Annotated in this window: 19 protein-coding genes; 9 read left to right on the forward strand and 10 right to left on the reverse strand. The window is 63.6% G+C overall.

From position 1 onward, the window contains the following. Positions 1-69 precede the first annotated feature (69 nt). Complete coding sequence (locus tag BN69_RS04960) at positions 70-591, reverse strand: hypothetical protein (RefSeq protein WP_014890465.1); 522 nt, start codon at positions 589-591, stop codon at positions 70-72. A 312-nt stretch (positions 592-903) separates the two neighbouring features. On the opposite strand from BN69_RS04960, the gene ppsA reads away from it, so the two are divergent. The 7 genes from ppsA to BN69_RS04995 all read left to right on the forward strand — a co-directional run bounded on the left by ppsA (position 904) and on the right by BN69_RS04995 (position 9113). Continuing rightward, positions 904-3375: a phosphoenolpyruvate synthase gene (ppsA, locus tag BN69_RS04965; protein ID WP_014890466.1), complete on the forward strand. Its 2472-nt coding sequence runs from the start codon at positions 904-906 to the stop codon at positions 3373-3375. Positions 3376-3480: 105 nt separating this feature from the next. Continuing rightward, entirely contained in the window at positions 3481-4551 is a 1071-nt protein-coding gene (locus BN69_RS04970) for a calcium:cation antiporter (protein ID WP_014890467.1), read from the forward strand. A gap of 169 nt (positions 4552-4720) precedes the next feature. Further along, the gene (locus BN69_RS04975; RefSeq protein ID WP_014890468.1) at positions 4721-5215 is read left to right on the forward strand and encodes a cupin domain-containing protein; all 495 of its coding nucleotides are present in this window, start codon (positions 4721-4723) and stop codon (positions 5213-5215) included. A 242-nt stretch (positions 5216-5457) separates the two neighbouring features. After that, positions 5458-5613 carry a DUF3309 family protein gene (locus BN69_RS18685; protein ID WP_014890469.1) on the forward strand — a complete coding sequence of 52 codons (156 nt, stop codon included), beginning with the start codon at positions 5458-5460 and terminating at the stop codon, positions 5611-5613. A 48-nt stretch (positions 5614-5661) separates the two neighbouring features. After that, positions 5662-6804, forward strand: coding sequence for an HlyD family secretion protein (locus BN69_RS04985; protein ID WP_014890470.1), 1143 nt, complete (start codon positions 5662-5664; stop codon positions 6802-6804). Continuing rightward, on the forward strand, positions 6801-8381 hold the full coding sequence (locus BN69_RS04990) for a DHA2 family efflux MFS transporter permease subunit (RefSeq protein ID WP_014890471.1): 1581 nt from the start codon (positions 6801-6803) through the stop codon (positions 8379-8381). Before BN69_RS04985 ends, BN69_RS04990 begins: the two co-directional genes overlap by 4 nt. A gap of 195 nt (positions 8382-8576) precedes the next feature. Further along, on the forward strand, positions 8577-9113 hold the full coding sequence (locus tag BN69_RS04995) for a DUF992 domain-containing protein (RefSeq protein ID WP_014890472.1): 537 nt from the start codon (positions 8577-8579) through the stop codon (positions 9111-9113). A 63-nt stretch (positions 9114-9176) separates the two neighbouring features. Here BN69_RS04995 and BN69_RS05000 read toward each other — a convergent pair whose 3' ends face one another. From BN69_RS05000 to BN69_RS05010, 3 genes are all read right to left on the reverse strand, one after another. Beyond that, on the reverse strand, positions 9177-10184 hold the full coding sequence (locus BN69_RS05000) for a DUF4331 family protein (RefSeq protein WP_014890473.1): 1008 nt from the start codon (positions 10182-10184) through the stop codon (positions 9177-9179). Between the two features lie 68 nt (positions 10185-10252). After that, positions 10253-11170 carry a 3-hydroxyisobutyrate dehydrogenase gene (gene mmsB / locus BN69_RS05005; RefSeq protein WP_014890474.1) on the reverse strand — a complete coding sequence of 306 codons (918 nt, stop codon included), beginning with the start codon at positions 11168-11170 and terminating at the stop codon, positions 10253-10255. 2 nt (positions 11171-11172) lie between these two features. Further along, entirely contained in the window at positions 11173-12669 is a 1497-nt protein-coding gene (locus tag BN69_RS05010) for a CoA-acylating methylmalonate-semialdehyde dehydrogenase (RefSeq protein ID WP_014890475.1), read from the reverse strand. A gap of 99 nt (positions 12670-12768) precedes the next feature. Here BN69_RS05010 and phhA point away from each other — a divergent pair, with 99 nt between their 5' ends. After that, positions 12769-13647 carry a phenylalanine 4-monooxygenase gene (phhA, locus tag BN69_RS05015; protein WP_014890476.1) on the forward strand — a complete coding sequence of 293 codons (879 nt, stop codon included), beginning with the start codon at positions 12769-12771 and terminating at the stop codon, positions 13645-13647. Positions 13648-13830: 183 nt separating this feature from the next. Here phhA and BN69_RS05020 read toward each other — a convergent pair whose 3' ends face one another. The 3 genes from BN69_RS05020 to hppD are packed head-to-tail and all read right to left on the reverse strand — an operon-like array spanning position 13831 to position 17243. Next, positions 13831-14844, reverse strand: coding sequence for a fumarylacetoacetate hydrolase family protein (locus tag BN69_RS05020; protein ID WP_014890477.1), 1014 nt, complete (start codon positions 14842-14844; stop codon positions 13831-13833). Next, a complete protein-coding gene (hmgA, locus tag BN69_RS05025; protein ID WP_014890478.1) occupies positions 14841-16142 on the reverse strand; it encodes a homogentisate 1,2-dioxygenase in 1302 nt (433 codons plus the stop codon). The genes BN69_RS05020 and hmgA overlap by 4 nt, the downstream gene beginning before the upstream one ends. A 3-nt stretch (positions 16143-16145) precedes the next feature. After that, a complete protein-coding gene (hppD, locus tag BN69_RS05030; protein ID WP_014890479.1) occupies positions 16146-17243 on the reverse strand; it encodes a 4-hydroxyphenylpyruvate dioxygenase in 1098 nt (365 codons plus the stop codon). Between the two features lie 71 nt (positions 17244-17314). Here hppD and maiA point away from each other — a divergent pair, with 71 nt between their 5' ends. After that, positions 17315-17944, forward strand: coding sequence for a maleylacetoacetate isomerase (maiA, locus tag BN69_RS05035; protein WP_014890480.1), 630 nt, complete (start codon positions 17315-17317; stop codon positions 17942-17944). 1 nt (position 17945) lies between these two features. On the opposite strand, the gene BN69_RS05040 is transcribed toward maiA, so the two are convergent. The 3 genes from BN69_RS05040 to pdhA are packed head-to-tail and all read right to left on the reverse strand — an operon-like array spanning position 17946 to position 21125. Continuing rightward, positions 17946-19046 (reverse strand): dihydrolipoamide acetyltransferase family protein, encoded by a 1101-nt coding sequence (locus BN69_RS05040; RefSeq protein WP_014890481.1) that lies wholly within the window; start codon positions 19044-19046, stop codon positions 17946-17948. Next, positions 19043-20023, reverse strand: a complete 981-nt coding sequence (locus tag BN69_RS05045; protein WP_014890482.1) for an alpha-ketoacid dehydrogenase subunit beta — start codon at positions 20021-20023, stop codon at positions 19043-19045. The genes BN69_RS05040 and BN69_RS05045 overlap by 4 nt, the downstream gene beginning before the upstream one ends. Next, positions 20016-21125, reverse strand: coding sequence for a pyruvate dehydrogenase (acetyl-transferring) E1 component subunit alpha (gene pdhA / locus BN69_RS05050; protein ID WP_014890483.1), 1110 nt, complete (start codon positions 21123-21125; stop codon positions 20016-20018). Before pdhA ends, BN69_RS05045 begins: the two co-directional genes overlap by 8 nt. Positions 21126-21220 lie beyond the last annotated feature (95 nt).

Genomic DNA, 21220 nt, shown 5'->3' on the forward strand with positions numbered 1-21220 from the left:
GCGCCAGACTCTCAGCGGGGCCTGTCGGCCTAGGCCGCTCGCGCCCCCGCCGACGTCCAGTTCCGGACTCTAGGCCGCAGGCTTCGCCTGTTCGGCGACCTTGACCGGAAGCTGCGTCCGAATCGCCTCGACGATCCTTTGAACGGAGGCGTCGGCCTCACTGGCGCGCTTCTCCGCCGCGATCGCCCGCTGCTCCATCGCCGCGAGTTCGGCCTGCCGCGCCGCGAGCTGCGACTGCACCCCATCGAGATCTTTCCGCGTCTGAATGAGCGCCGCGGAGAGTTCGGCGGCTTCCGACTCGGATTTGCGCAACGCGGCTTCGGCGCGATCGCCGCGGTCTTCCGCGCGCTCCAGCTTCTCTCTCACCGCATTGGCGGCGCTATGCGCGCGCGCCACCGCCTGAGCAGACTGCTTTTCGAGCTCTTTGATCGCCGCGGCGGCCTGGGACACGAGGTCCAGCGCCGCCGTAGCGTCGTCAGTGGCGCGCAGCCGCTGACGGACAGGAAAGTTCGGGGCTGGCGGCGCCAGCGGCCTGTTGTCCCCTCTCGGGATGATTTCGTCCATCACCTGATCCAGATCCAGCGAATCCATTTGCGCCTCCCGCCATCGCACGAACTGAGTTGGGCCAGCCGTCCAATCAGATTCCTATTATGGCCAAGAATCCGGCCAAATCTCGACCATTAGGTCAAGTTTTAACCATAACCAGCGGGGTAAGCGTTTTTTCTAGGACAGATCGGCCTCCAGCAACCAATGCTTAAGCTATTGAGAGCGCCGATGCGACTGAAAACGTGCCTTGTTCACACAAATTCTGTGTAAGCGCTCAAGATCACCGCGCAGCTGTAATAATTTTGGCGCAATAGCCCGAGGGCCTCACGCTCGCTCCCTCACAAAAAAGAGCTCGTCATGAACAAAACGGCCGACTCCACCAATTCCAAAGAGACCAAGCCGGCGCATTCGGCCTTCGGGAGGTTTATTCGCTTTTTCAACGAGGTGAACATCGCCGACGTGCCGCTGGTGGGCGGCAAGAACGCCTCGCTCGGCGAAATGTACCGGGAGCTGACGGCCAAGGGCATCCAGGTGCCCAATGGCTTCGCCGTCACCGCCGAAGCCTATCGCTACACGCTCGATACAGCGGGCGTCTGGGCCGCGCTTCGAGAGGCGCTCGACGGATTGGACCCGTCTGACGTCGATGATCTCGCCAAGCGCGCCGCGCGCGCCCGCGACATCGTTTATGGCGCGCCGACGCCCCCCGATGTCGAAGCCGAAATTCGCAGCGCCCTCGCCCGCCTCACCGACGAATACGGATCCGATCTGACGGTCGCCGTGCGCTCGTCGGCGACGGCGGAAGATTTGCCGAGCGCAAGTTTCGCCGGACAACATGACACCTATCTCAATGTGCGCGGCCCCGCCGCCGTTCTCGACGCGATTCGTCATTGCTTTGCGAGCCTGTTCACCGACCGCGCCATCCGCTATCGGATCGACAATGGGTTCGATCATTTCAAAGTGTTCAACTCTGTCGGCGTGATGAAAATGGTGCGCTCGGATTTGGCGGCGTCCGGCGTCGTCTTCACGATCGACACCGAAAGCGGATTCGAGGACGTTGTCTTCATCACCGGCGCCTACGGCCTTGGCGAAAATGTCGTGCAGGGCGCGGTCGACCCGGACGAATTCTACGTCTTCAAGCCGACCTATCGGCAGGGCAAGCGCGCTGTTTTGAAGCGCGCGCTGGGAGCGAAAAAAATCAGGATGGTCTTTTCGGACCGGGGCCGGACGACGACGCGCAACATCCCCACCGACGCCAAGGAAAGAGAGAAATTCTGCATCACCGACGAAGAGGCGCTGAGGCTCGCCGGCCAGGCGATCGAGATCGAGGACCACTATAGCGCCAAGGCCGGCGCGCGCCGCCCCATGGACATCGAATGGGCCAAGGACGGTCTCGACGGCCGTCTCTACATCGTGCAGGCCCGCCCCGAAACCGTGGCGTCGCGCCGCGACCGCAACATTGCCGAAATCTATAAGGTGACGAAGCACGGCGGGGTGAAAGTCGAAGGGCGCGCGGTCGGCGCGAAGATCGCCAGCGGCAAGGCGCGCGTGATCGAGCGCGCCAGCGAGCTTTCAACCTTCGTGCCGGGCGAGATCCTCGTCGCCGATACGACCTCGCCCGACTGGGGCACGGTCATGAAATCGGCCGCCGCCATCGTGACGAACCGCGGCGGTCGCACGTGCCATGCGGCGATCGTCGCGCGCGAACTTGGCATTCCGGCCATCGTCGGCACGGACGCGGCGACGCGACTCATTCGCACCGGCGACATGATCTCTGTGAGCTGCGCCGAGGGCGACGTCGGGAAGGTCTATGAAGGCGGCATCGAGTTCGAGGTGGAGCGCGTCGATCTTTCGACTCTGACGAAGCCCGCCACCCATGTGATGATGAACGTCGGCAATCCCGACATCGCTTTCGGTCTTGCCGCTCTGCCCAACGACGGCGTCGGCCTTGCGCGCATGGAGTTCATTATTGCCGACTCGATCAAGGCGCATCCGATGGCGCTCGTTCACCCGGAGCGGCTCGGCGCGCGCGAACGCGCCCAAATTGCGCGACTGGCCGCCAATTGTGCAAGCCCCAGCGAATTCTTCGTGAAGCGCTTGTCCGAAGGCGTCGGCGCGATCGCGGCGGCGTTTTATCCAAAGCCCGTCGTCGTGCGCATGTCCGACTTCAAGAGCAATGAATATGCCTCATTGCTCGGCGGAGAGGTTTTCGAAACGCAGGAAGCCAATCCGATGATCGGCTTTCGCGGCGCGTCGCGCTATGCTCACCCTGCTTACCGGGAAGGCTTCGCGCTCGAATGCGCCGCAATGACCCGCGTGCGCGACGAGATGGGTCTGACCAACGTCAAGCTGATGATTCCCTTCTGCCGCCGGATCGAAGAAGCGGAGAAGGTCATGTCGCTGATGCGCGAACTCGGTCTCGAACGCGGCAAGAACGGGCTCGAAATCTACGTGATGTGCGAAATTCCAAACAACGTCATGCTTATCGACGACTTCTCCAAACATTTCGACGGTTTTTCGATCGGCTCGAACGATCTGACGCAACTGACGCTTGGCGTCGACCGCGACTCCGAAACCGTCGCCTTCGACTTCGACGAGCGGGACGAAGGCGTCAAGGAGATCATTCGTTTGGCGGTCGAAGGGGCCAAGCGCAACGGTCGGCACTGCGGCATTTGCGGCCAGGCGCCCTCGGATTATTTGGAGATCGCTGAATTCCTCGTGCGCTTGGGAATCGATTCGATCAGCCTCAATCCCGACACGGTCTTGCAGACCACAAGACGCATCGTCGACCTGGAGAAGCGTCTTGGTCGAGAGCCGCGCAAGGCGGATTGACCGGTCCGGCGCGTCTTTGCATTCATTCAAACACCATCCACCCTCGGCGCCCGCGCAAGGCGTCGATTCGCTCGTGGCGCGCGTCGCCGAATAAAGGAAAAGCAAATGAGCGCAGCCGCCAACCGGAAAGTCCTCGCGACGATGGCTCCCGCGGCCGGACTTGTGGGAGTCGCCGCGGCGCTGCATTTTGCGCAAGCAGGACCCATCGTGAACTTCATCGCCTCGGCTTTGGCCCTGGCGAGCGTCGCGCATGTGATTGGCGAAGCCACCGATCAGCTTGGCAATCACCTCTCGCCGGCGGCGACGGGCATTGTTCAGTCGGCGGTCGGCAATCTGCCGGAACTGTTCGTCTGCATCTTCGCGCTCCGGGCCGGGCTGCTGACCGTCGTGCAGGCGTCGCTGATCGGCTCCATTCTGTCGAACGCGCTTCTTGTCCTGGGCCTCGCTTTTATCAGCGGCGGGTGGAGGGTCGGCGTCCTTCACTTCGAAAGTCAGACGCCGCGAATGATCGCGACGCTGCTTCTGCTGGCGGTGTCGGCGCTGGTGCTGCCGACGCTCGCGCAGGAGCTGCATCTGCCGAGCGGCGCGCATGAGCAGGAGCTCGCCGTCGTCTGCGCGATCGTGCTTCTTTTCGTTTTTGTTGTGCTCACCCATGCGATGCTCAGTCAGGGGCAGCGCACGCTGCCGGCCGAGACCCATGCGCGCGCGCATGCATGGTCGCTCGGCGCCGCGATCGGCGTTCTCGCGGCCTGCGGCGGCGGCGCCGCCTTCGTCTCCGACTGGTTTGTCGACGCGCTCGGTCCGGCGATCGAAACGCTGGGCGTCAGCGAAGCCTTCTCGGGCCTTGTAATCGTCGCCATCGCCGGCAACGCCGTCGAAAACGTCGTTGGAATTCGGCTCGCGGCGCAAGGCAAGGCCGATCTCGCGGTCAGCGTTATTCTGAACTCGGCGCTTCAGGTCGCCGTGGCGCTTATTCCGATTCTGGTGCTCGTCAGTTTTGCGATGGGCGGCGCGGCCCCGTTCACGCTCGCCATTCCGCCGATTCTTGCGGCGGCCATGTTTCTTTCAGTGCTCGTGGTCACAGTGGTCACCGTCGACGGCCGGGCGGACATGGTCGACGGGGCGGCGCTGGTCGGTCTTTACGTCATTGTCGCGGCGATCTTCTGGTGGGGCTAGACCGCCCGTCCCCGGCGCCAATGCGACCTTTTCACACGCCTACGCCTTTTCCGGCCGCGAAGGGATGAGCGCCGTCGCTCTCGCCCTATATCTCTCGCCCTGAAGGCGCCGCGCAGCCGACGCGGCTAGCGTCGTGCGGGTAAACAGATCGCGGCGATGGGAGGGACTCATGAAAACAACAATAGCGATCATCGTCGCCGGCGTCCTCGCCTGCGGCGGAGCGGCCCAGGGCGGCGCAGTCGAAGCGCATCGCGTGTTTCTTCCGCAAAACATGAAATGGGAGCCGGCGCCGAGTTCGCTGCCCGGCGGCGCCGAAATGGCGGTGCTGTACGGGGATCCAGGCAAAGAAGGCGACTTCGTCGTCAGGATCAAAGCGCCGAAAGGCTACCGCGTCCCACCACACACGCATTCCAAGGCCGAACTCGTCACGATCATCTCCGGCGCCTTCAGTTTCGGTCGAGGACAGGCGGCCGACCGCGCCACGGTCGAGAAGCTGCCGGCGGGAAGCTTCATTTCGATGCCCGCCGGCGTGCTGCATTATGTTTTCGTCGACGAGGATTCAGTGCTCCAGATCAACGCCGCCGGTCCTTGGCAGATCGACTATTACGATCCGAAAGACGACCCGCGGCTGAATATTGCGCCTGCGGGGGCGCCTGCGCGCTAAGCGAAAACGCTCAAAGAAAACGGCTCGCGCCTTTACATCCGAGGTCGCGAGCCGTTCCGTGTAGGGCTACCGCGGGCAGCGGCCGCCTCTCGATGAAAACCTAGGCCCAGCGCAACGGAATGCAAGCAGGGCCGTTGCGCCCTCGTCCGCCCCCGGAGCTCGCGAGGAACATTTGCCGAGCGTGAGAGTTGCGCTTTGAAACTGTCGCGCAAGGGGCGCGCCCGGACAAGCGGAGTTCAGCCATGCTCTCGACCGTCCTGATTGTCGTTCTGCTGTTGTTGCTTATCGGCGCCCTGCCGACATGGCCTTACAGCTCTGGATGGGGATATGGCCCCGGCGGAATTGTCGGCGCCCTGCTCGCAATCGTCCTCGTGATGGCGCTCATCGGCAGGCTGTAGCAATTTGGAGCCGGCGCGGCGTAGCGATGGCTTGCGCGGGGTTGCGCAATGACCGAGACGAGAATGGCGCCGCTCGAGCGCGGTCGCGCCGAATCTGACGGCCCGCCATCGAGCGCCGCCCGGCGGGTGGGATTCGTTCGACGTCACCCGGCGCTTATCCTCTTGGGCGCGCTGGCGCTGATCATGCTCGGCGTCGGCGGGTTTATTTACTGGGACTATGCGTCGCATTTCGAAACGACCGACGACGCTTTCGTCGACGCGCGCCAATATTCCATTTCTCCGAAAGTCTCCGGCTATCTCACCGCGGTCGAGGTGACCGACAATCAACATGTCTCCCCCGGCGACGTCATCGCGCGCATCGATCAGCGCGACTATCGAATTGCCCTCGCTGACGCGGAGGCTCAACTCGCCGCGGCGCAAGCGAGCGCGAAGAATCTCGATGCGCAAATCGCCGCGCAGCGCGCTCAGATCGGCGCCTCCGAAGCTCAAGTCGAGCAGTCCCAGGCTGCGCTGCGCTTCGCCCAGCAGGAGGCGACGCGATCTCGCACGCTTGTCCAGCGCGGCACCGGCACCGTGCAACGCCAGCAGCAAACCTCGTCGCAGCTCGGGCAAGAACAGGCCCGACGCGAGCGCGCCGGCGACACGCTTCAGGCGGCGCGCGCTCAGGTCCAGTCGCTCGAGGCGCAGCGCGCGACGGCGGAGGCGCGGATCGGGCAGGCCAGCGCGCAGGTCGATAAGGCGCGCCTCGACCTCTCTTATACGACGGTGAAGGCCGCCGAATCTGGCCGCGTCGTTCGACTGACAGCGGCGGTTGGCCAGCTTGTGCAGGCCGGCACAAGCCTTGCGATGTTTGTTCCCGACAACATCTGGGTGACCGCAAATTTCAAGGAGACGCAGCTCGACGACATGCGGCCGGGCCAGCCCGTGCAAATGCGCATCGACGCTTATCCCGAACGCGAGTTCAGGGGCCGCGTCGTCAGCGTTCAGCCGGGCTCCGGCACGGCGTTCTCGCTGCTCCCGGCCGAGAACGCCACAGGCAATTACGTCAAGATCGTTCAAAGAGTGCCCGTAAAAATCTCGTTTAGCGATTTGCCGTCCGACGTGGTGCTGGGTCCTGGGATGTCGGTCGTCCCGAGCATTCGCGTGCGCCCGCAGCTCTCGATCTACGAACGTTTGAGAACCCGATTGTGAGCGTCGCAGACGACGTCGGCGCCGCCGGGGAAGCGTCGGATTCCCCTAATCCTTGGCTGATCGCCATGGTCGTCTCGGTCGCGACCTTCATGGAAGTTCTGGACACGACCATCGCCAATGTGGCCCTGCCCTATATCGCCGGCGGCATGGGCGTCTCGCCCGACGAAGCCACCTGGGTGGTGACGACCTATCTCGTCTCTAATGCGGTGATCCTGACGGCAAGCAGCCATCTGGCGAAGGCGCTTGGCCGCAAACCGTTTTTTCTTGTCTGTCTCGCGCTTTTCACCGCCAGTTCGATATTGTGCGGCTTCGCCTGGGACATCCGTTCGCTGCTTTTTTTTCGAGTCCTGCAAGGGCTTGGCGGCGGCGGAATGGTGCCCGTCTCGCAGTCGATTTTGGCCGACGCCTTTCCGCCGGAAAAGCGGGGACAGGGATTCGCGCTCTTTGGCATCGCGGTCGTCGTTGCGCCCGTCATCGGTCCGACGCTCGGCGGCTGGCTTTCCGACAATTACTCCTGGCACTGGTGTTTCCTGATCAACGGCCCCATCGGGCTTCTGTCGATCGCAATGGTCGCCGTTGTGTTGCGCGAACCGGAAGACAGGCCGTCGGCGGCGCCCTTCGATCTCGTCGGCTTTCTTCTCGTTTCGACCTTCCTCGGCTCTCTCGAAGTCGTGCTCGACCGCGGTCAGCGCGAAGACTGGTTTGGCTCGAACTTCATCGTGGGATTCGCCATCCTCTCGGCCGCCGCCTTCGCCTTCATGATCCCCTGGGAGGCGACACGCGAAAACCCGGTGGTCGACATTCGGATGATCGCCACGCGGCAGTTCGGCGCCTGCTTCGCTGTGATGATGGCGCTCGGCGCGGTCCTCATCGCGACGACGCAAATACTGCCGCAGCTGTTGCAGCTCTCCTTCGGCTATACGGCGACTCTCGCTGGACTGGTGCTGTCCCCTGGAGGCGTCGTCACGATGGCGATGATGATCGTCGTCGGGCGGCTATCGAGCCTAGTGCAGCCAAAATATCTCATCATGGCGGGAGCGGCCATCGTCGCTCTTTCGATCTACAATCTGACGAGTTTCTATGGCGACGTCGATTTCTGGTATTTCGCGCGCACGCGCATCTACATCGGCATCGGCCTGCCGCTCATTTTCATTCCGATTACGACCGCGTCTTACCAAGGCCTTCCACCGGAGAAGACGGATCAGGCTTCCGCTCTCATCAATGTCGCGCGCAATGTGGGAGGCTCCATAGGCGTCTCGCTTGCACAAAACGTCCTGGCGCATCGAGAACAGTTCCATTTGAATCGTCTCGCCGAAAATACGATTCCATCCAATATCCAGTTTCAGGAGACGTTGCGGCGCGCCACCGAACATTTCCTCGCCCTCGGCGGAACGGCGTCGGAGGCGCGGCGGCAGGCCGTCATCTGGATTGGCCGGCAGATGCAAACGCAGGCGTCCCATCTTGCCTATATCGACGTTTTCTACGCCCTGACGCTCGTCGCAGCGACGATCATCCCGTTCGCCTTGTGTCTGCGCCGCGTCCGGCTCGGCGCTTCGAACTCCGCGCCAGCGCATTGAGCCGCGCTCGACCGGCTTTTCGGCGCCGGATCGCCCCGGCGCGAAGCCGCGCGCCGTTCGGCCCGGGCGCGATCCCCCGTGCGCAGATATTCTTGCGCCTGCCCAACGAATTCCCGGCGGGGTTACTTTTTGTATTTTTCGCCATTAAAGTCCCGCCGCGCGGCTAAGTTCCGCACCCATCAATTGGAGTCGATAATGTCTCATTTCTCGCTCGGCCGCGCGATGTGCGCGATATCTTTCATCGCGCTGTCGTCCAGCGCCGCCATGGCGCAGTCGGTGCAAGTCGGCACCCTTCTCTGCCATGTTTCCGGCGGCGTCGGCATGATCATCATGGAGAATCAGGCGCTCGACTGCGTCTATACGGACGCTAAGGGCAGCCCGCCCCAGCATTACATCGGCAGACTGACCAATGTCGGCGCCAATATTGGCATCAGCGGTCCGGGTCAGATGATTTGGAGCGTGCTTGCGGCCACCAACAGCGTCGCGCCTGGCGCGCTGGCCGGAGACTATGTCGGCGCGGAAGGGTCGGTCGCCGTCGGCGCCGGCGCCGGCGGAGCGGTCCTTGTCGGCGGCTCCAACAAGACCATCTCACTGCAGCCCGTGTCCGTCTCCCTTGGCACCGGCCTCAATGTTTCCGCCGGCGTCGGCAATGTCAGCCTGCAATATATGCCGGTGACCCCCCCGCCGCCGCCGCCCGCGCCGGCCAAGCCGAAGAAAACCCGCCATCGGTAATCTCGGGCGCCGCAAAGGACGAAAAAAACGGGCGCGCCAGCGCGCCCGTTTGTCGCCGCCGAATTACTTCGGGTGCGGCGTCCCGAGGTAGGGGAACTCTTTCAACGTGTCGGTATGCGGCTGCAGCCCATCCGGCGGGATGTCGCCTTTCGAGAGAAAGGACAGCCGAAAATTGATGACGTCGTCGGCGAAAGTGCGGCCGTTGGGATAGCCCGCGGGCCTGGTGGGATCGAAGCTCAGCATGTCCGGCAGGATGCCGTGTTCGTCGATCGCCGTGATCGCTTCATCCCTGGTGTAGTCGCCGGTATGGCCCATCAGATGAATGAACAGTTCGAGCCAGCGCGCGCGGTCGTTTACGGGTTCGCTGGCGTTATATTCTTCCTTTGTTTCATCGGTATTGAAGAAGCTGCTGACTGACGGATGGCCGGCGCGATCGGCATGAACCAGCTTGCCGTCGCTACGAACGCTGCACCGCCCCCAGATTCGAACCGTCGGATTGCCGCCGAGCGCGCTCGTCGGCATCTCGACCACGGTAGACAGGATGTTCGCCTCGGTGTTCGAATCCTTGCCCGTCCAGGGCGACTTCCCCCCCAGATGCGGCGCCGTGAAATTTCTGCCGCCGGACGTGTCGTACAAGGCCAGAATGCCGTCGTAGTCGAAAAAGAACGCGTCGCTGCGAACGCCCGTGAAGAAGGTGAAATCGCCTGATCGCACGATGTTCGGCTTGGGCCCGAAGGAGACTTCCGCGCCGGAGACGATCTTCTCGCCGACGGGTTCGGGCGAATGCGACTCTGCCCCGTGCGCCAAATAAACGTCGTAAGTCTGCCTGCCGTTTTCCTTGGGCGAGAACACATAGCTGAACGCAATATCCGTCAGGCAGTCGCCGTCATTGTCGATATTAAGCCGGTAGATCGCCTCAGGATGGAACTCATCGCAGGAGGGATTGGCGTTGAGGATGATCGCCGTCCGAGACGGATCGCTTGGAGACTGAAAGGCGTAGAGATCGCACAGGTCCAACCTTTGATCGCCGAGCGGCGGACCAAGACTAAGGCCGGTAAAATGATTCGACACGTGTCGCCTCCTATAAAGACGTGGAGAGAATGTGCGGCTGATCCGCTTCAAGCGCCTGCCGCCGCACGCTATGTCGTGTTTGTCTCAACATCAAGATTGTTCGAAATTGTCTGTTCGCCGCGAATCAGTCTGATAATGCTGGAAAAATCGGCGCAGCCCTGGCCCGCCGCCTGATGCAGCGCATAGAGCTGCGTCGCGACGGCGCCGAGCGGCGAGGCCGCCCCAGCCAGCGCGGCGGCTTCCTGCGCGAGTCGCAAATCTTTCAACATCAGGGAGGTCATGAAGCCGGGTTTGTAGTCGTTGTTCGCCGGCGACGCAGGCGTCATCTCCGGCACGGGGCAATAGGTCGTCAGCGACCAGGACTGACCAGAGGAGATCGACGCCGCATCGAACAGCGCCCGATGCGAGAGGCCGAGCCTTTCCGCGAGCACGAAAGCCTCGGCCGTCGCGATCATCGTGGCGCCGAGCATGAGATTGTTGCAGATTTTCGCCGCCTGCCCCATGCCGGCGCCGCCGCAATGAAGCACATGCGCGCCCATATGCTCGAGAATGGGCCTCGCCGCGGCGAACGCCTCCGCTTCGCCGCCGCACATAAAGGTCAGCGTCGCCGCTTTCGCGCCGGCGACGCCTCCCGACACCGGCGCATCCACCGAGAGCGCGCCGCTCTCTTGCGCCAGCCGATGCGCGGCGCGCGCGCTTGCGACGTCGACCGTCGAGCAGTCGATGAGCAGCTTGCCGCGCGCTTGCGGCGCAATGTCGCGCCAGACGGCAAGCGTCTGATCGCCGCTCTGCAGCATGGTGATGGCGACATCGGCGCCCTCGATCGCCTCCCGCACCGACCGTGCGGCGGCGACGCCCTCCTGGGCGGCGGCTTCGACGAGCGAGGCGTTGAGATCAAATCCTCGCGCCTCGACGCCGGCGCGCGCCAGCGCCGCCGCCATCGGACGGCCCATATTGCCGAGACCGATGAACGCCGCGCGCATCATGGCTAGGACAAGGTCGGCATGACGAAACTCGCGCCGGTCCTGACGCCGCCCGGCCAGCGGGACGCGACCGTCTTCGTCTTCGTATAGAAGCGCATGGCGTCCGGCCCATGCTGATTGAGATCGCCGAACATCGAACGCTTCCAGCCGCCGAAGGTGTAATAGGCCAGCGGCGTCGGGATCGGCACATTGACCCCGACCATGCCGACGTCGACCCGCGAGGCGAATTCGCGCGCGGCGTCGCCATCGCGCGTAAAGATGGCGACGCCATTGCCATATTCGTGATCATTGGCCAGCGACAGCGCCTCGTCGAAGCCGCGCGCGCGTACGACGGAGAGCACCGGGCCGAAGATCTCCTCCTTGTAGATCCGCATCTGCGGGCGCACCTCGTCGAACAGGCAGCCGCCCATATAAAAACCGTTCTCATAGCCTTGCATTTTGAAGCCGCGTCCATCGACCCGCAGCTTGGCGCCCTCCTTTACGCCAAGAGCCACGTAGTCTTTCACCCGCTCCAGATGCGCACGGGTGACCAGCGGGCCGAAGTCGGCGGAAGGATCGGTGGACGGCCCGACGCGCAGATTTTCCACGCGCGGTTCGAGCCGCGCGATGAGCGCGTCGGCGGTTTCTTCGCCCACCGGCACGGCGACCGAGATCGCCATGCAGCGCTCGCCGCCGGACCCATAGGCGGCGCCGATGAGGGCGTCGACCGCCTGATCCATGTCGGCGTCCGGCATGATCACCATGTGGTTTTTCGCGCCGCCAAAACACTGCACGCGCTTTCCGTGGGCGGCGCCATGCGCGTAGACATGTTCGGCGACCGGCGTCGAACCGACGAAGCCGATGGCTTTGACCTCAGGCTCCTCGAGCAGCGCATCGACGGCTTCCTTGTCGCCGTTGACGACGTTGAACACGCCCGGCGGCAGGCCGGCTTCGAGCATCAGTTCGGCCAGAAGCAGCGGCGCGCCGGGATCGCGCTCGGAGGGCTTCAGAATGAAGGCATTGCCGCAGGCGATCGCCGGAGCGAATTTCCACATCGGAATCATCACCGGAAAATTGAAAGGCGTAACGCCCGCGACGACGCCCAGCGGCTGGCGCATCGAATAGACGTCGAGGCCGGCCGCCGCGGAATCGGAAAATTCGCCCTTCATCAGATGCGGAACGCCGATGCAGAATTCGGCGACCTCGACGCCGCGCTGGATCTCGCCCTGCGCATCGGCGAGCGTCTTGCCGTGCTCGCGCGCGAGAATCGCCGCGAGCCGCTCCTTCTCCCGCCCGACGATATCGACGAATTTCATCAGCACGCGGGCTCTGCGCTGCGGATTGACCGCCGCCCATTCTCGCTGCGCCGCGGCGGCGTCGGCGATCGCCTCGCGCACCTCGTCGCGGCTGGCGAGCGGCACGCGCGAGATCGTCGCTCCGGTCATCGGCTCATAGGCGTCGGCGAATCGTCCGGATTTTCCCTTGACCCGGCGTCCGCCGACAAAATGCCAAAGCTCTTCCATGTTCGCTCATCTAAGGCGCGTCCGGCCGATGTCATCTCGCAAGACGGGACCGCGCGCCTATATGTTGGAGAGAGACGCCTTCCATGACGGAATTCGGCGATGGAACTGCAGCTCACGAGCGAAAGCAAGAATCGATACGCGCAGGCGCCGCGACAGGCGGACTGGACGATAGATCAGAACTGGGCTTCCTACAGCGACGAGGAGCATGATCGCTGGAACCGGCTGTTCGCCCGCCAGGCGAAGCTCCTGCCGGGCCGAGCCTGCGACGAATTCCTGGAGGCGAAGCAAAAGCTCGAACTTTCGCGCTCGGGCATCCCGGATTTCGCCGACCTGAGCCGCCGACTGGGGGCGATGACCGGCTGGAGCGTCGTTCCGGTGGCGGGGCTGATTCCCGACGACGCCTTCTTCGATCATCTCGCCAATCGGCGCTTTCCAGCCGGGGCGTTCATTCGCCCGGAGTCGGAGCTTGAATATCTCCAGGAGCCCGACGTCTTCCACGACGTTTTCGGCCATGTGCCGCTCCTCGCCAATCCGACCTATGCGCGCTTTCTCGAAGCCTATGGCAAGGGCGGCCGACGGGCGCTCGCGCGCGGGCAGCTCCATAATCTCGCGCGGCTCTACTGGTACACGATCGAGTTCGGCCTGATCGAGACGCCGAAAGGGCTGCGCATTTTCGGGGCCGGAATCATGTCTTCGCCCTCTGAAACGATTTTCTCGCTGGAAGACTCGTCGCCGAACCGCGTCGTCTTCGACCTCGAACGCGTCATGCGAACGAATTACATCATCAGCGATTTCCAGCAGACCTATTTCGTCATCGAAAGCTTCGAGAAGCTTCTCGCCGACGGCTATCAGGATTTTGCGCCGATCTATGATCGGCTGCGCGGCGCTTCGGACCTCGCGGCGCACGAACTCGCGCCGGGAGACCGCATCATTTCGCGCGGCGACTTCCATTACTTCCGCGCCAAGCGAAGCGCTTAAGGCTACGCCGGAATTGCGTGACGGGTGTTTTCCTCACCCTGATCCTGAGGAGGCTCCGAAGGAGCCGTCTCGAAGGACGAGAGTAAGAAAACTAGGCGAAAACGGGCTTCCTCGTCCTTTGAGACGCGTGCTTCGCACGCTCCTCAGGATGAGGAAGCCCTTCATCCGATCGCCCTGTTAACCCTAGGACTCGGCGTTGACGACCCGTTGCTCGATGGCGCCGAAAATCGAGCGCCCGTCCGCGTCGCGCATCTCGATGCGCACCACATCGCCCGCTGTCAGAAACGGCGTGCGGGGCGCGCCCTCGATCAGCTTCTCCACCACGCGCTGCTCGGCGATGCAGGAGTAGCCGTCTCCGCCCTGCGCGATCGGTCTGCCGGGACCGCCGTCGGCGTCCCGGTTGGAAATGGTGCCGGAGCCGATGATCGTTCCGGCGCTGAGCGCGCGCGTTTGGGCCGCATGCGCGATGAGACGCGGAAAGTCGAAGGTCATATCCTTTCCGGCGTCCGGGCGGCCGAGCGGCGCGCCATTGACGAAGGACAGCAGCGGCAGCGAGAGCCGCTCGCCGTCCCATGCCTCGCCAAGCTCGTCAGGCGTCACGGCGACGGGGGAAAAGGCGGACGCTGGCTTTGACTGGAAAAAACCAAAGCCTTTTGCAAGCTCCGGAGGCACCAGCCCGCGCAGGGTCACGTCATTGACCAGCATGACGAGCCTGATGTGACCACGCGCCTCCTGCGGCGTCACGCCCATCGGCACATCATCCGTGATGATGGCGACTTCGGCTTCGAGATCGAGATCATGCTTTTCGTCGCGCAAGGGAATGGCGTCGCGCGGGCCAAGGAAGACGTCGGAGCCTCCCTGATACATCAGCGGATCGCTCCAGAAGCTCTCCGGCATTTCGGCGCCGCGGGATTTTCGAACGAGCGCGACGTGATTGACGTATGCCGAGCCGTCGGCCCACTGATAGGCGCGCGGCAGCGGCGAGGCGCAATCCTGCTCGCGAAAGGGAAAGCTTTCTCTAAGTCCGCATTCGAGCCGCGCCGCCAGCGCCCGCAGCTCCGGCGCCACAGCTTCCCAGTCTTCGATCGCCGACTGCAGAGTGGGCGCGACGAAGCCCGCCGCGACGGCCCGCGTGAGATCGCGCGAGACAAGGATAAGCGCGCCGTCGCGCCGACTTTTCAGGGATGCGAGCTTCACGGGCCATTGCCGGTGAAATGGCGGCGCAGCCCTGACCAGCACTCGGCGTAGTCTTGATGAAGGGTTGCAAGCGACATCGCGAAAGAGGTCGGATAGAGCGGCAGTCGAGACTCGAACATAAAGGCGAGCGCGTCGTCGATCTTCGCTGGCCCGAGATCCGCCCGAGAAGCCTGTTCGAAAGCTTCGGCGTCGGGACCGTGCGGCAGCATCGCATTGTGCAGCGACATGCCGCCGGGCTCGAAGCCGGACGGCTTCGCGTCGTAGCGCCCGTAAATCAGGCCCATGAACTCGCTCATAATGTTCAAATGATACCAGGGAGGCCGGAACGTGTGCTCCGCGACCTGCCAACGCGGCGGAAAGATCGCGAAATCCACGTTGCCGACGCCTGTTTCGTCTGAAGGAGAGGTCAACACCGTAAATATCGAGGGATCGGGATGATCGAACAACACGGCGCCGACCGGACAGAATCTTCGCAGATCATATTTATAGGGCGCGTAATTGCCATGCCAGGCGACAACGTCGAGCGGCGAATGATCGATGTCGCAGCGATAGAAGCGGCCGCCCCATTTGACGCTCAGACGGCAAGGCTTTTCATTGTCTTCGAAGGCCGCGGTCGGCGTAAGGAAATCGCGCGGATTGGCGAGTCCATTCGCGCCGATCACGCCGCGATAGGGCAATGTAAATGGCGCGCCATAGTTTTCGCAAACATAGCCGCGAGACGGGCCGGCCAAGAGCTCAACCCGAAATTTTACGCCGCGCGGAATGACGCATATCTCGCCGGGAGAGCATTCGATAAGGCCGAACTCGGTGAAGATGCGCAGGTCGCCGAACTGCGGGACGATCAGCAACTCGCCGTCGGCGTCGTAGAAATAGTCGTCGCGCATCGATTGCGCGGCGAGATAGAGATGCGCCGCCATGCCAACCCTCAGGCCGCAATCGCCGCCCGTTACGATGGTGCGCATTCCTTCGATGAATGAGCCTGCGTCGTCGCCGACATCGCTTGCGCCCCAGCGCAGCTGGCCGAGCCGCGCGTCGACATCGCGGCATGGCGCGGACTTCCAGTGACTCTGCTCGATGTTCCTCGGGTCGCGCAGGTGAAGAACCGAGGGGCGAATGCGATACAGCCATGACCGCCGGTTGAGATGGTTTGGCGCGGTGAAGGCGGAGCCAGACAATTGCTCGGCGTAGAGGCCGTATGGACATCGTTGCGGCGAGTTCTGCCCCATCGGCAATGCGCCGGGCAGGGCTTCACTCTCGAACTCATTGCCGAAGCCGTGCAAATAGCGCGTGGGGGACATTGCCTAACCTGCCGCCCGGTTCAACACGCCGCGGCGGATCTGATCCTCTTCGATCGACTCGAACAAGGCGCGGAAATTGCCTTCGCCAAAACCTTCATCGCCCTTGCGCTGGATGAATTCGAAGAAGATAGGGCCAATGACAGTCTTGGAGAAAATCTGCAGCAACAGACGTCGGGCGCCCGTCGTGAGTCCGTCGACCAGAATGCCGAGTTCCTTGAGCCGCTGCGTCGGCTCTCCGTGACCAGGAAGCCGATGCTCCAGCGCGTCATAATAGGCGTCCGGCGGCGCCGGCATGAAGTCGAGCCCGTTGTCGCGCATCGCGACGACGGTCTCGTAAATATCCCGGCACGCGCAGGCGATATGCTGAATCCCTTCGCCCCTGTATGCGTCCAGGAATTCCTCGATCTGGCTTTTTTCGTCGGCGCTTTCGTTGATCGGGATGTGAATCTTGCCGCAAGGACTCGTCATGGCGCGAGAGCGCAGGCCCGTCATCTTGCCTTCGATGTCGAAGTAGCGAATTTCACGGAAATTGAAGATGCGCTCATACCAGGCCGCGAGCGCGTCCATGCGGCCGCGGCGAACGTTGTGCGTGAGATGGTCGATATTGGTCAGGCCCACGCCTGCAGGATTAGGGTCGCGCTCTCCGATCCACCGGAAGTCGATGTCCCAGATTGAACCCTGATCGCCATATCGGTCGACAAGATAAATGAGCGAACCTCCAACGCCCTCGATGGCGGGAATGTTCAGCTCCATCGGGCCAACCCCGAAGGCCACAGGCTTGGCGCCGAGAGAAACGGCGCGGCGCATCGCTTTTGCGGCGTCGACGACGCGGAAACCGATGCAGCAAACCGACGGCCCATGCGCTTTCTGGAATTCGGCGGCGAAGCTGTGAGGCTCCGCGTTCAGCACATAATTCACTTCCCCCTGCCGATACAGCGTCACGTCTTTGGAGCGATGGCGCGCGACGGCGACAAACCCCATCTTCTCGAAAAGCGAGGCGAGTTGCGCGGGATCGGGATGCGCGAATTCGACAAATTCGAATCCGTCCGTTCCCATCGGGTTTTCGGCGGGCGTTTCCGCGCCGCCAAGCGTCGAGTCCATGAGCAGGCCCTATATACGGCTTTGACTGACCTGCTATTTAAATATTGCGTTCCCGATCCGGTTAAAGGCCCATGATCCTTTACGACTATTATCGCTCGTCGGCCGCCTATCGCGTGCGGATCGCCATCGCGCTCAAAGGGCTCGTCGTGGAACGCCGCCGGGTCCATCTCTTGCACGGCGAACAGCGTGATCCCGGCTATCGCGCCAAAAGCCCGCTGGCCATCGTGCCGACCCTCCAGCTTCATGACGGTCGACTCATCACCCAGTCGCTGGCGATCATCGACTATCTTGACGCGCTGAAGCCTGAGCCTTCGCTCCTGCCACGAGACGCCGTTCGGGCGGCGCAGGCGCGGGCGGCGGCGTTGACGATCGCCTGCGAGATACATCCGCTCGCCAATCTGCGGGTGATCGAGGCGCTGCAGCAGCAGTTCGGCGCCAAGAACGATCAGATCGCCGTGTGGCGCAAGCGCTGGATCGCCGAAGGGCTGAGCGCGGTCGAGGCGCTGATCGCGCCCGCCCCTTTCGCCTTTGGCGCAGAGCCGTCGCTCGCCGACATATGCCTCATTCCGCAGGTCTATAACGCGCGACGCTTCGACGTTTCGCTCGAGGCCCGCCCGCGCATCCTCGCCGTGGAGGCGGCTTGCGCCGCACACCCTGCTTTCATGGAAGCGCGTCCAGAGGCGCAGCCGGACGCCGAATGATTTATGACGCGCGCGTCAGATCGGCGATCGCCGCCCCCAGGAAGCGGCCGGCTTCGCCGCCGGTGACCACGCGGTGATCGAAGGTGAGGCTCAGAGGCAAAATCCGATGCACGGCGGGCGCGCCGTCGACGGCGACAACCTCATCGCGAATGCGCCCGGCGCCGAGAATCGCGACCGTCGGCGGCAGCACGATCGGCGCGGCGTAGCGCCCCGCGATCATGCCGAAATTCGACAGCGTGATGGTCGCGCCGCGCAGCTCCTCGGGCGGTATGCGGCGCGCCGCCGCGTCCTGCCGCAGGCGGTCGAGGCCCTTGCGCAAGTCCTGCGCGTCGCGATTGCCGACATCCCGCAGCACAGGCACGAACAGGCCCTCTTCCGACAGATCCACGGCGACGCCAAGGTCGATCTTCTTCATCACACGGCGCGCGAAGGCATGAGGCTCGAACCAGGCGTTGAGCGCAGGCTCCGCCTTGCAGGCCTGGACGAGAGCGCGGATCAGACGGATGGTTGTATCCGTCCCGGCCGCCCAAGCGTGGATGTCTGCGTCGTCGACGATTGTGGCCGCGGCCACTTCCGCCTGCGCCTGCGCCATATTGTGGGCCATGGCCCGGCGCACGCCGCGCAGCGGCTCGGCGGCTTCCGTCTCACTGAGAATGCGCGCGACGCGCTCAATGTCCTGCGTGGTGATCAACCCGTCCACGCCGGAGGGCGTCACCATGGCGAGATCGACGTTCAGTTTTCGCGCGAGCGCTCTTACGGCGGGCGTCGCCCGCACCGCGCCGCCGACATGGCCGACCGAGATCGGCTGGTCGCGGACGACGCCGGCCCCCTGCTGAACGGCGCCGACCACTGACCCCGTGTCCTCTCCCGCGCCCTCAAAACCGACCAGCGGCGCGCCGATGCGGATCACGTCGCCCGCGGAGGCGAACAGCCGCTCGATGCGGCCTCCTTGAGGCGATGGGATTTCAACGACCGCCTTGGCGGTTTCAACCGCCACGAGCGGCTGATCGACTTTAACGTCCTCGCCGGCGGCGACACGCCATTCGACGAGTTCGGCCTCCTGCAACCCCTCTCCGAGATCGGGAAGACGAAAGATGTTCATGACGCCTCCATCACTTGCCGAACGCCGTCGACGATGCGGTCCACGCTCGGAATATATTGCTTCTCCAGCTTCGCCAGCGGCACGACCACGTCATAGCCGGTGACCCGCTTGATCGGGGCGAGCAGAGAGTAAAGCGCGCGCTCAGCGATTTCCGCGGCGACCTCGGCGCCAAAGCCCGCCGTGCGCGGCGCCTCGTGAACGATGACGCAGCGTCCGGTCTTTTCGACGGAGCGAAGGATCGTTTCCACGTCGAGCGGCTTCAGCGTGGCGACGTCGATCACTTCGATCATCACGCCCTCTTCTTCGAGCTTTTCGGCCGCGGCGAGCGTTTCGGGCGCCATCGCGCCCCAGGTGACGACCGTCGCGTCGGCGCCTTCGCGCAGGACGAAGCAGGCGTCGAGCGGCAACTCCACGCCGTCGTCCTCGACCTCCTGACGGAAGAGACGATAGAGGCGCGTGGGCTCGAGAAAGATCACCGGATCGGGATCGCGCACCGACGCCAGAAGCAGCCCGTAGGCTCGGGCCGGCGAAGACGGCGCGACGACGCGAAGCCCCGGCATGTGAGCGAACATCGCCTCCGGACTTTCGGAATGATGCTCGGGCGCGTGAATGCCGGCGCCGCAAGGCGAGCGAAGCACCATTGGACAGGTCAGCCGCCCGCGCGTGCGATTGCGCATGCGAGACGCGTGATTGATGATTTGGTCGATCGCCGGATAGATGAAACCGGAAAACTGAATTTCGGCGACGGGCTTCAGCCCCATCGCCGCCATGCCGACCGCGACGCCGGCGATGCCGCCTTCGGCCAAGGGCGTGTCGATGACCCGCTCGCGCCCGAACCGCGCCTGCAGGCCGTTCGTGGCGCGAAACACGCCGCCATTGACGCCGATGTCCTCGCCAAGCAGGAGGACATCCTTGTCTTCGCTCATTGCGCGCGCGAGCGCGAGATTGACCGCTTCGACAAGAGTGATTTCAGACATGGCCGTTTCCGTCGCGGTTTGCGCTGCGCAGGGCAAATCGGCGGGCTTCTTCGCGTTGCCACTGCAAGGTATCCGGGAGCTTTGCATAGAGATGCTCGAACATGGCGTCGCAGTTCAGGGGCGAGGCGTTCAAATAGGCCGCAACCTCGCGATCGACCTCTTCCGCGCACTCCTTGTGAAGCTCCGCCTCCTGCTCCTTCGACCAGGCGCCTTCGCTCACGAGGTAGGCGCGCAGCCGAGCGATCGGCTCGCGCGTCCACTGCGCGCGCACGACCTCGGGATCACGATATCGCGAAGCGTCATCGGCGGTGGTGTGATCGCCGAGGCGATAGGTGAGCGCTTCGATCAGCGTCGGTCCGCCGCCCGATCGCGCCTTGTCGATCGCCCGGCGCGCCACTTCATGAACCGCGATGACGTCATTGCCGTCGACCTGGCGCCCCTCGACGCCGGCGGCGACGCCCTTTTGCGCGAGAGTCTCCGCGGCGCTTTCGAGCTCTCGCGGCGTCGAGATCGCCCAGCCATTATTGTTGATGATGAACACGACGGGCGCCTTCCAGACTCCCGCCATGTTCAACGCTTCGTAAAAGGCGCCATTGGAGGTGCCGCCGTCGCCAATGAAGGTGACGACGACGCGGTCCTCCTTCCGCGCCATCAGCGCGTACGCCGCGCCGACCGCCTGCGGGGCCTGCGTGGCGACGGGAACGCAGTTTGGAAAGTCGCCGCGCGCGTTCTTAAAATCGCTGCCGCGCTCGTCGCCCCCCCAATAGAGCAGACATTCGGACATCGCCATGCCGCGATAGAATTGCGCCGCATGATCTCGATAGGACGGCACGAGCACGTCGCGTGCTTCCATCGCCGCGGCCGCCCCGACGCCGATCGCTTCCTGGCCGAGCGCCGACGCGAAGGTGCCCAGCTGACCGGTGCGTTGAAGACTGATCGCCTTGTTGTCGAAGATTCTGGTTCGCGTCATCGCGCGATAGAATCGGACCAGTCGTTCGATATCCTTCGCCGATTTGCTGGCCGCCTTGCTGATCTCGCCGCTCGGCGACAACAGCTGAACAAGATCCATATGGAGATCGAAGCCCATCTCAATGTTTCCCATCGCCCCGCTCCTGATGTGCGAAGTAGCGCGGCGATAGGCGACGTCACGGCTCCGCGACATTTTTTTTGGCGATTTGCCGGCGCCGCAGCGCGGGA

The sequence above is a fragment of the Methylocystis sp. SC2 genome (assembly GCF_000304315.1).
Taxonomy (GTDB): Bacteria; Pseudomonadota; Alphaproteobacteria; order Rhizobiales; family Beijerinckiaceae; genus Methylocystis.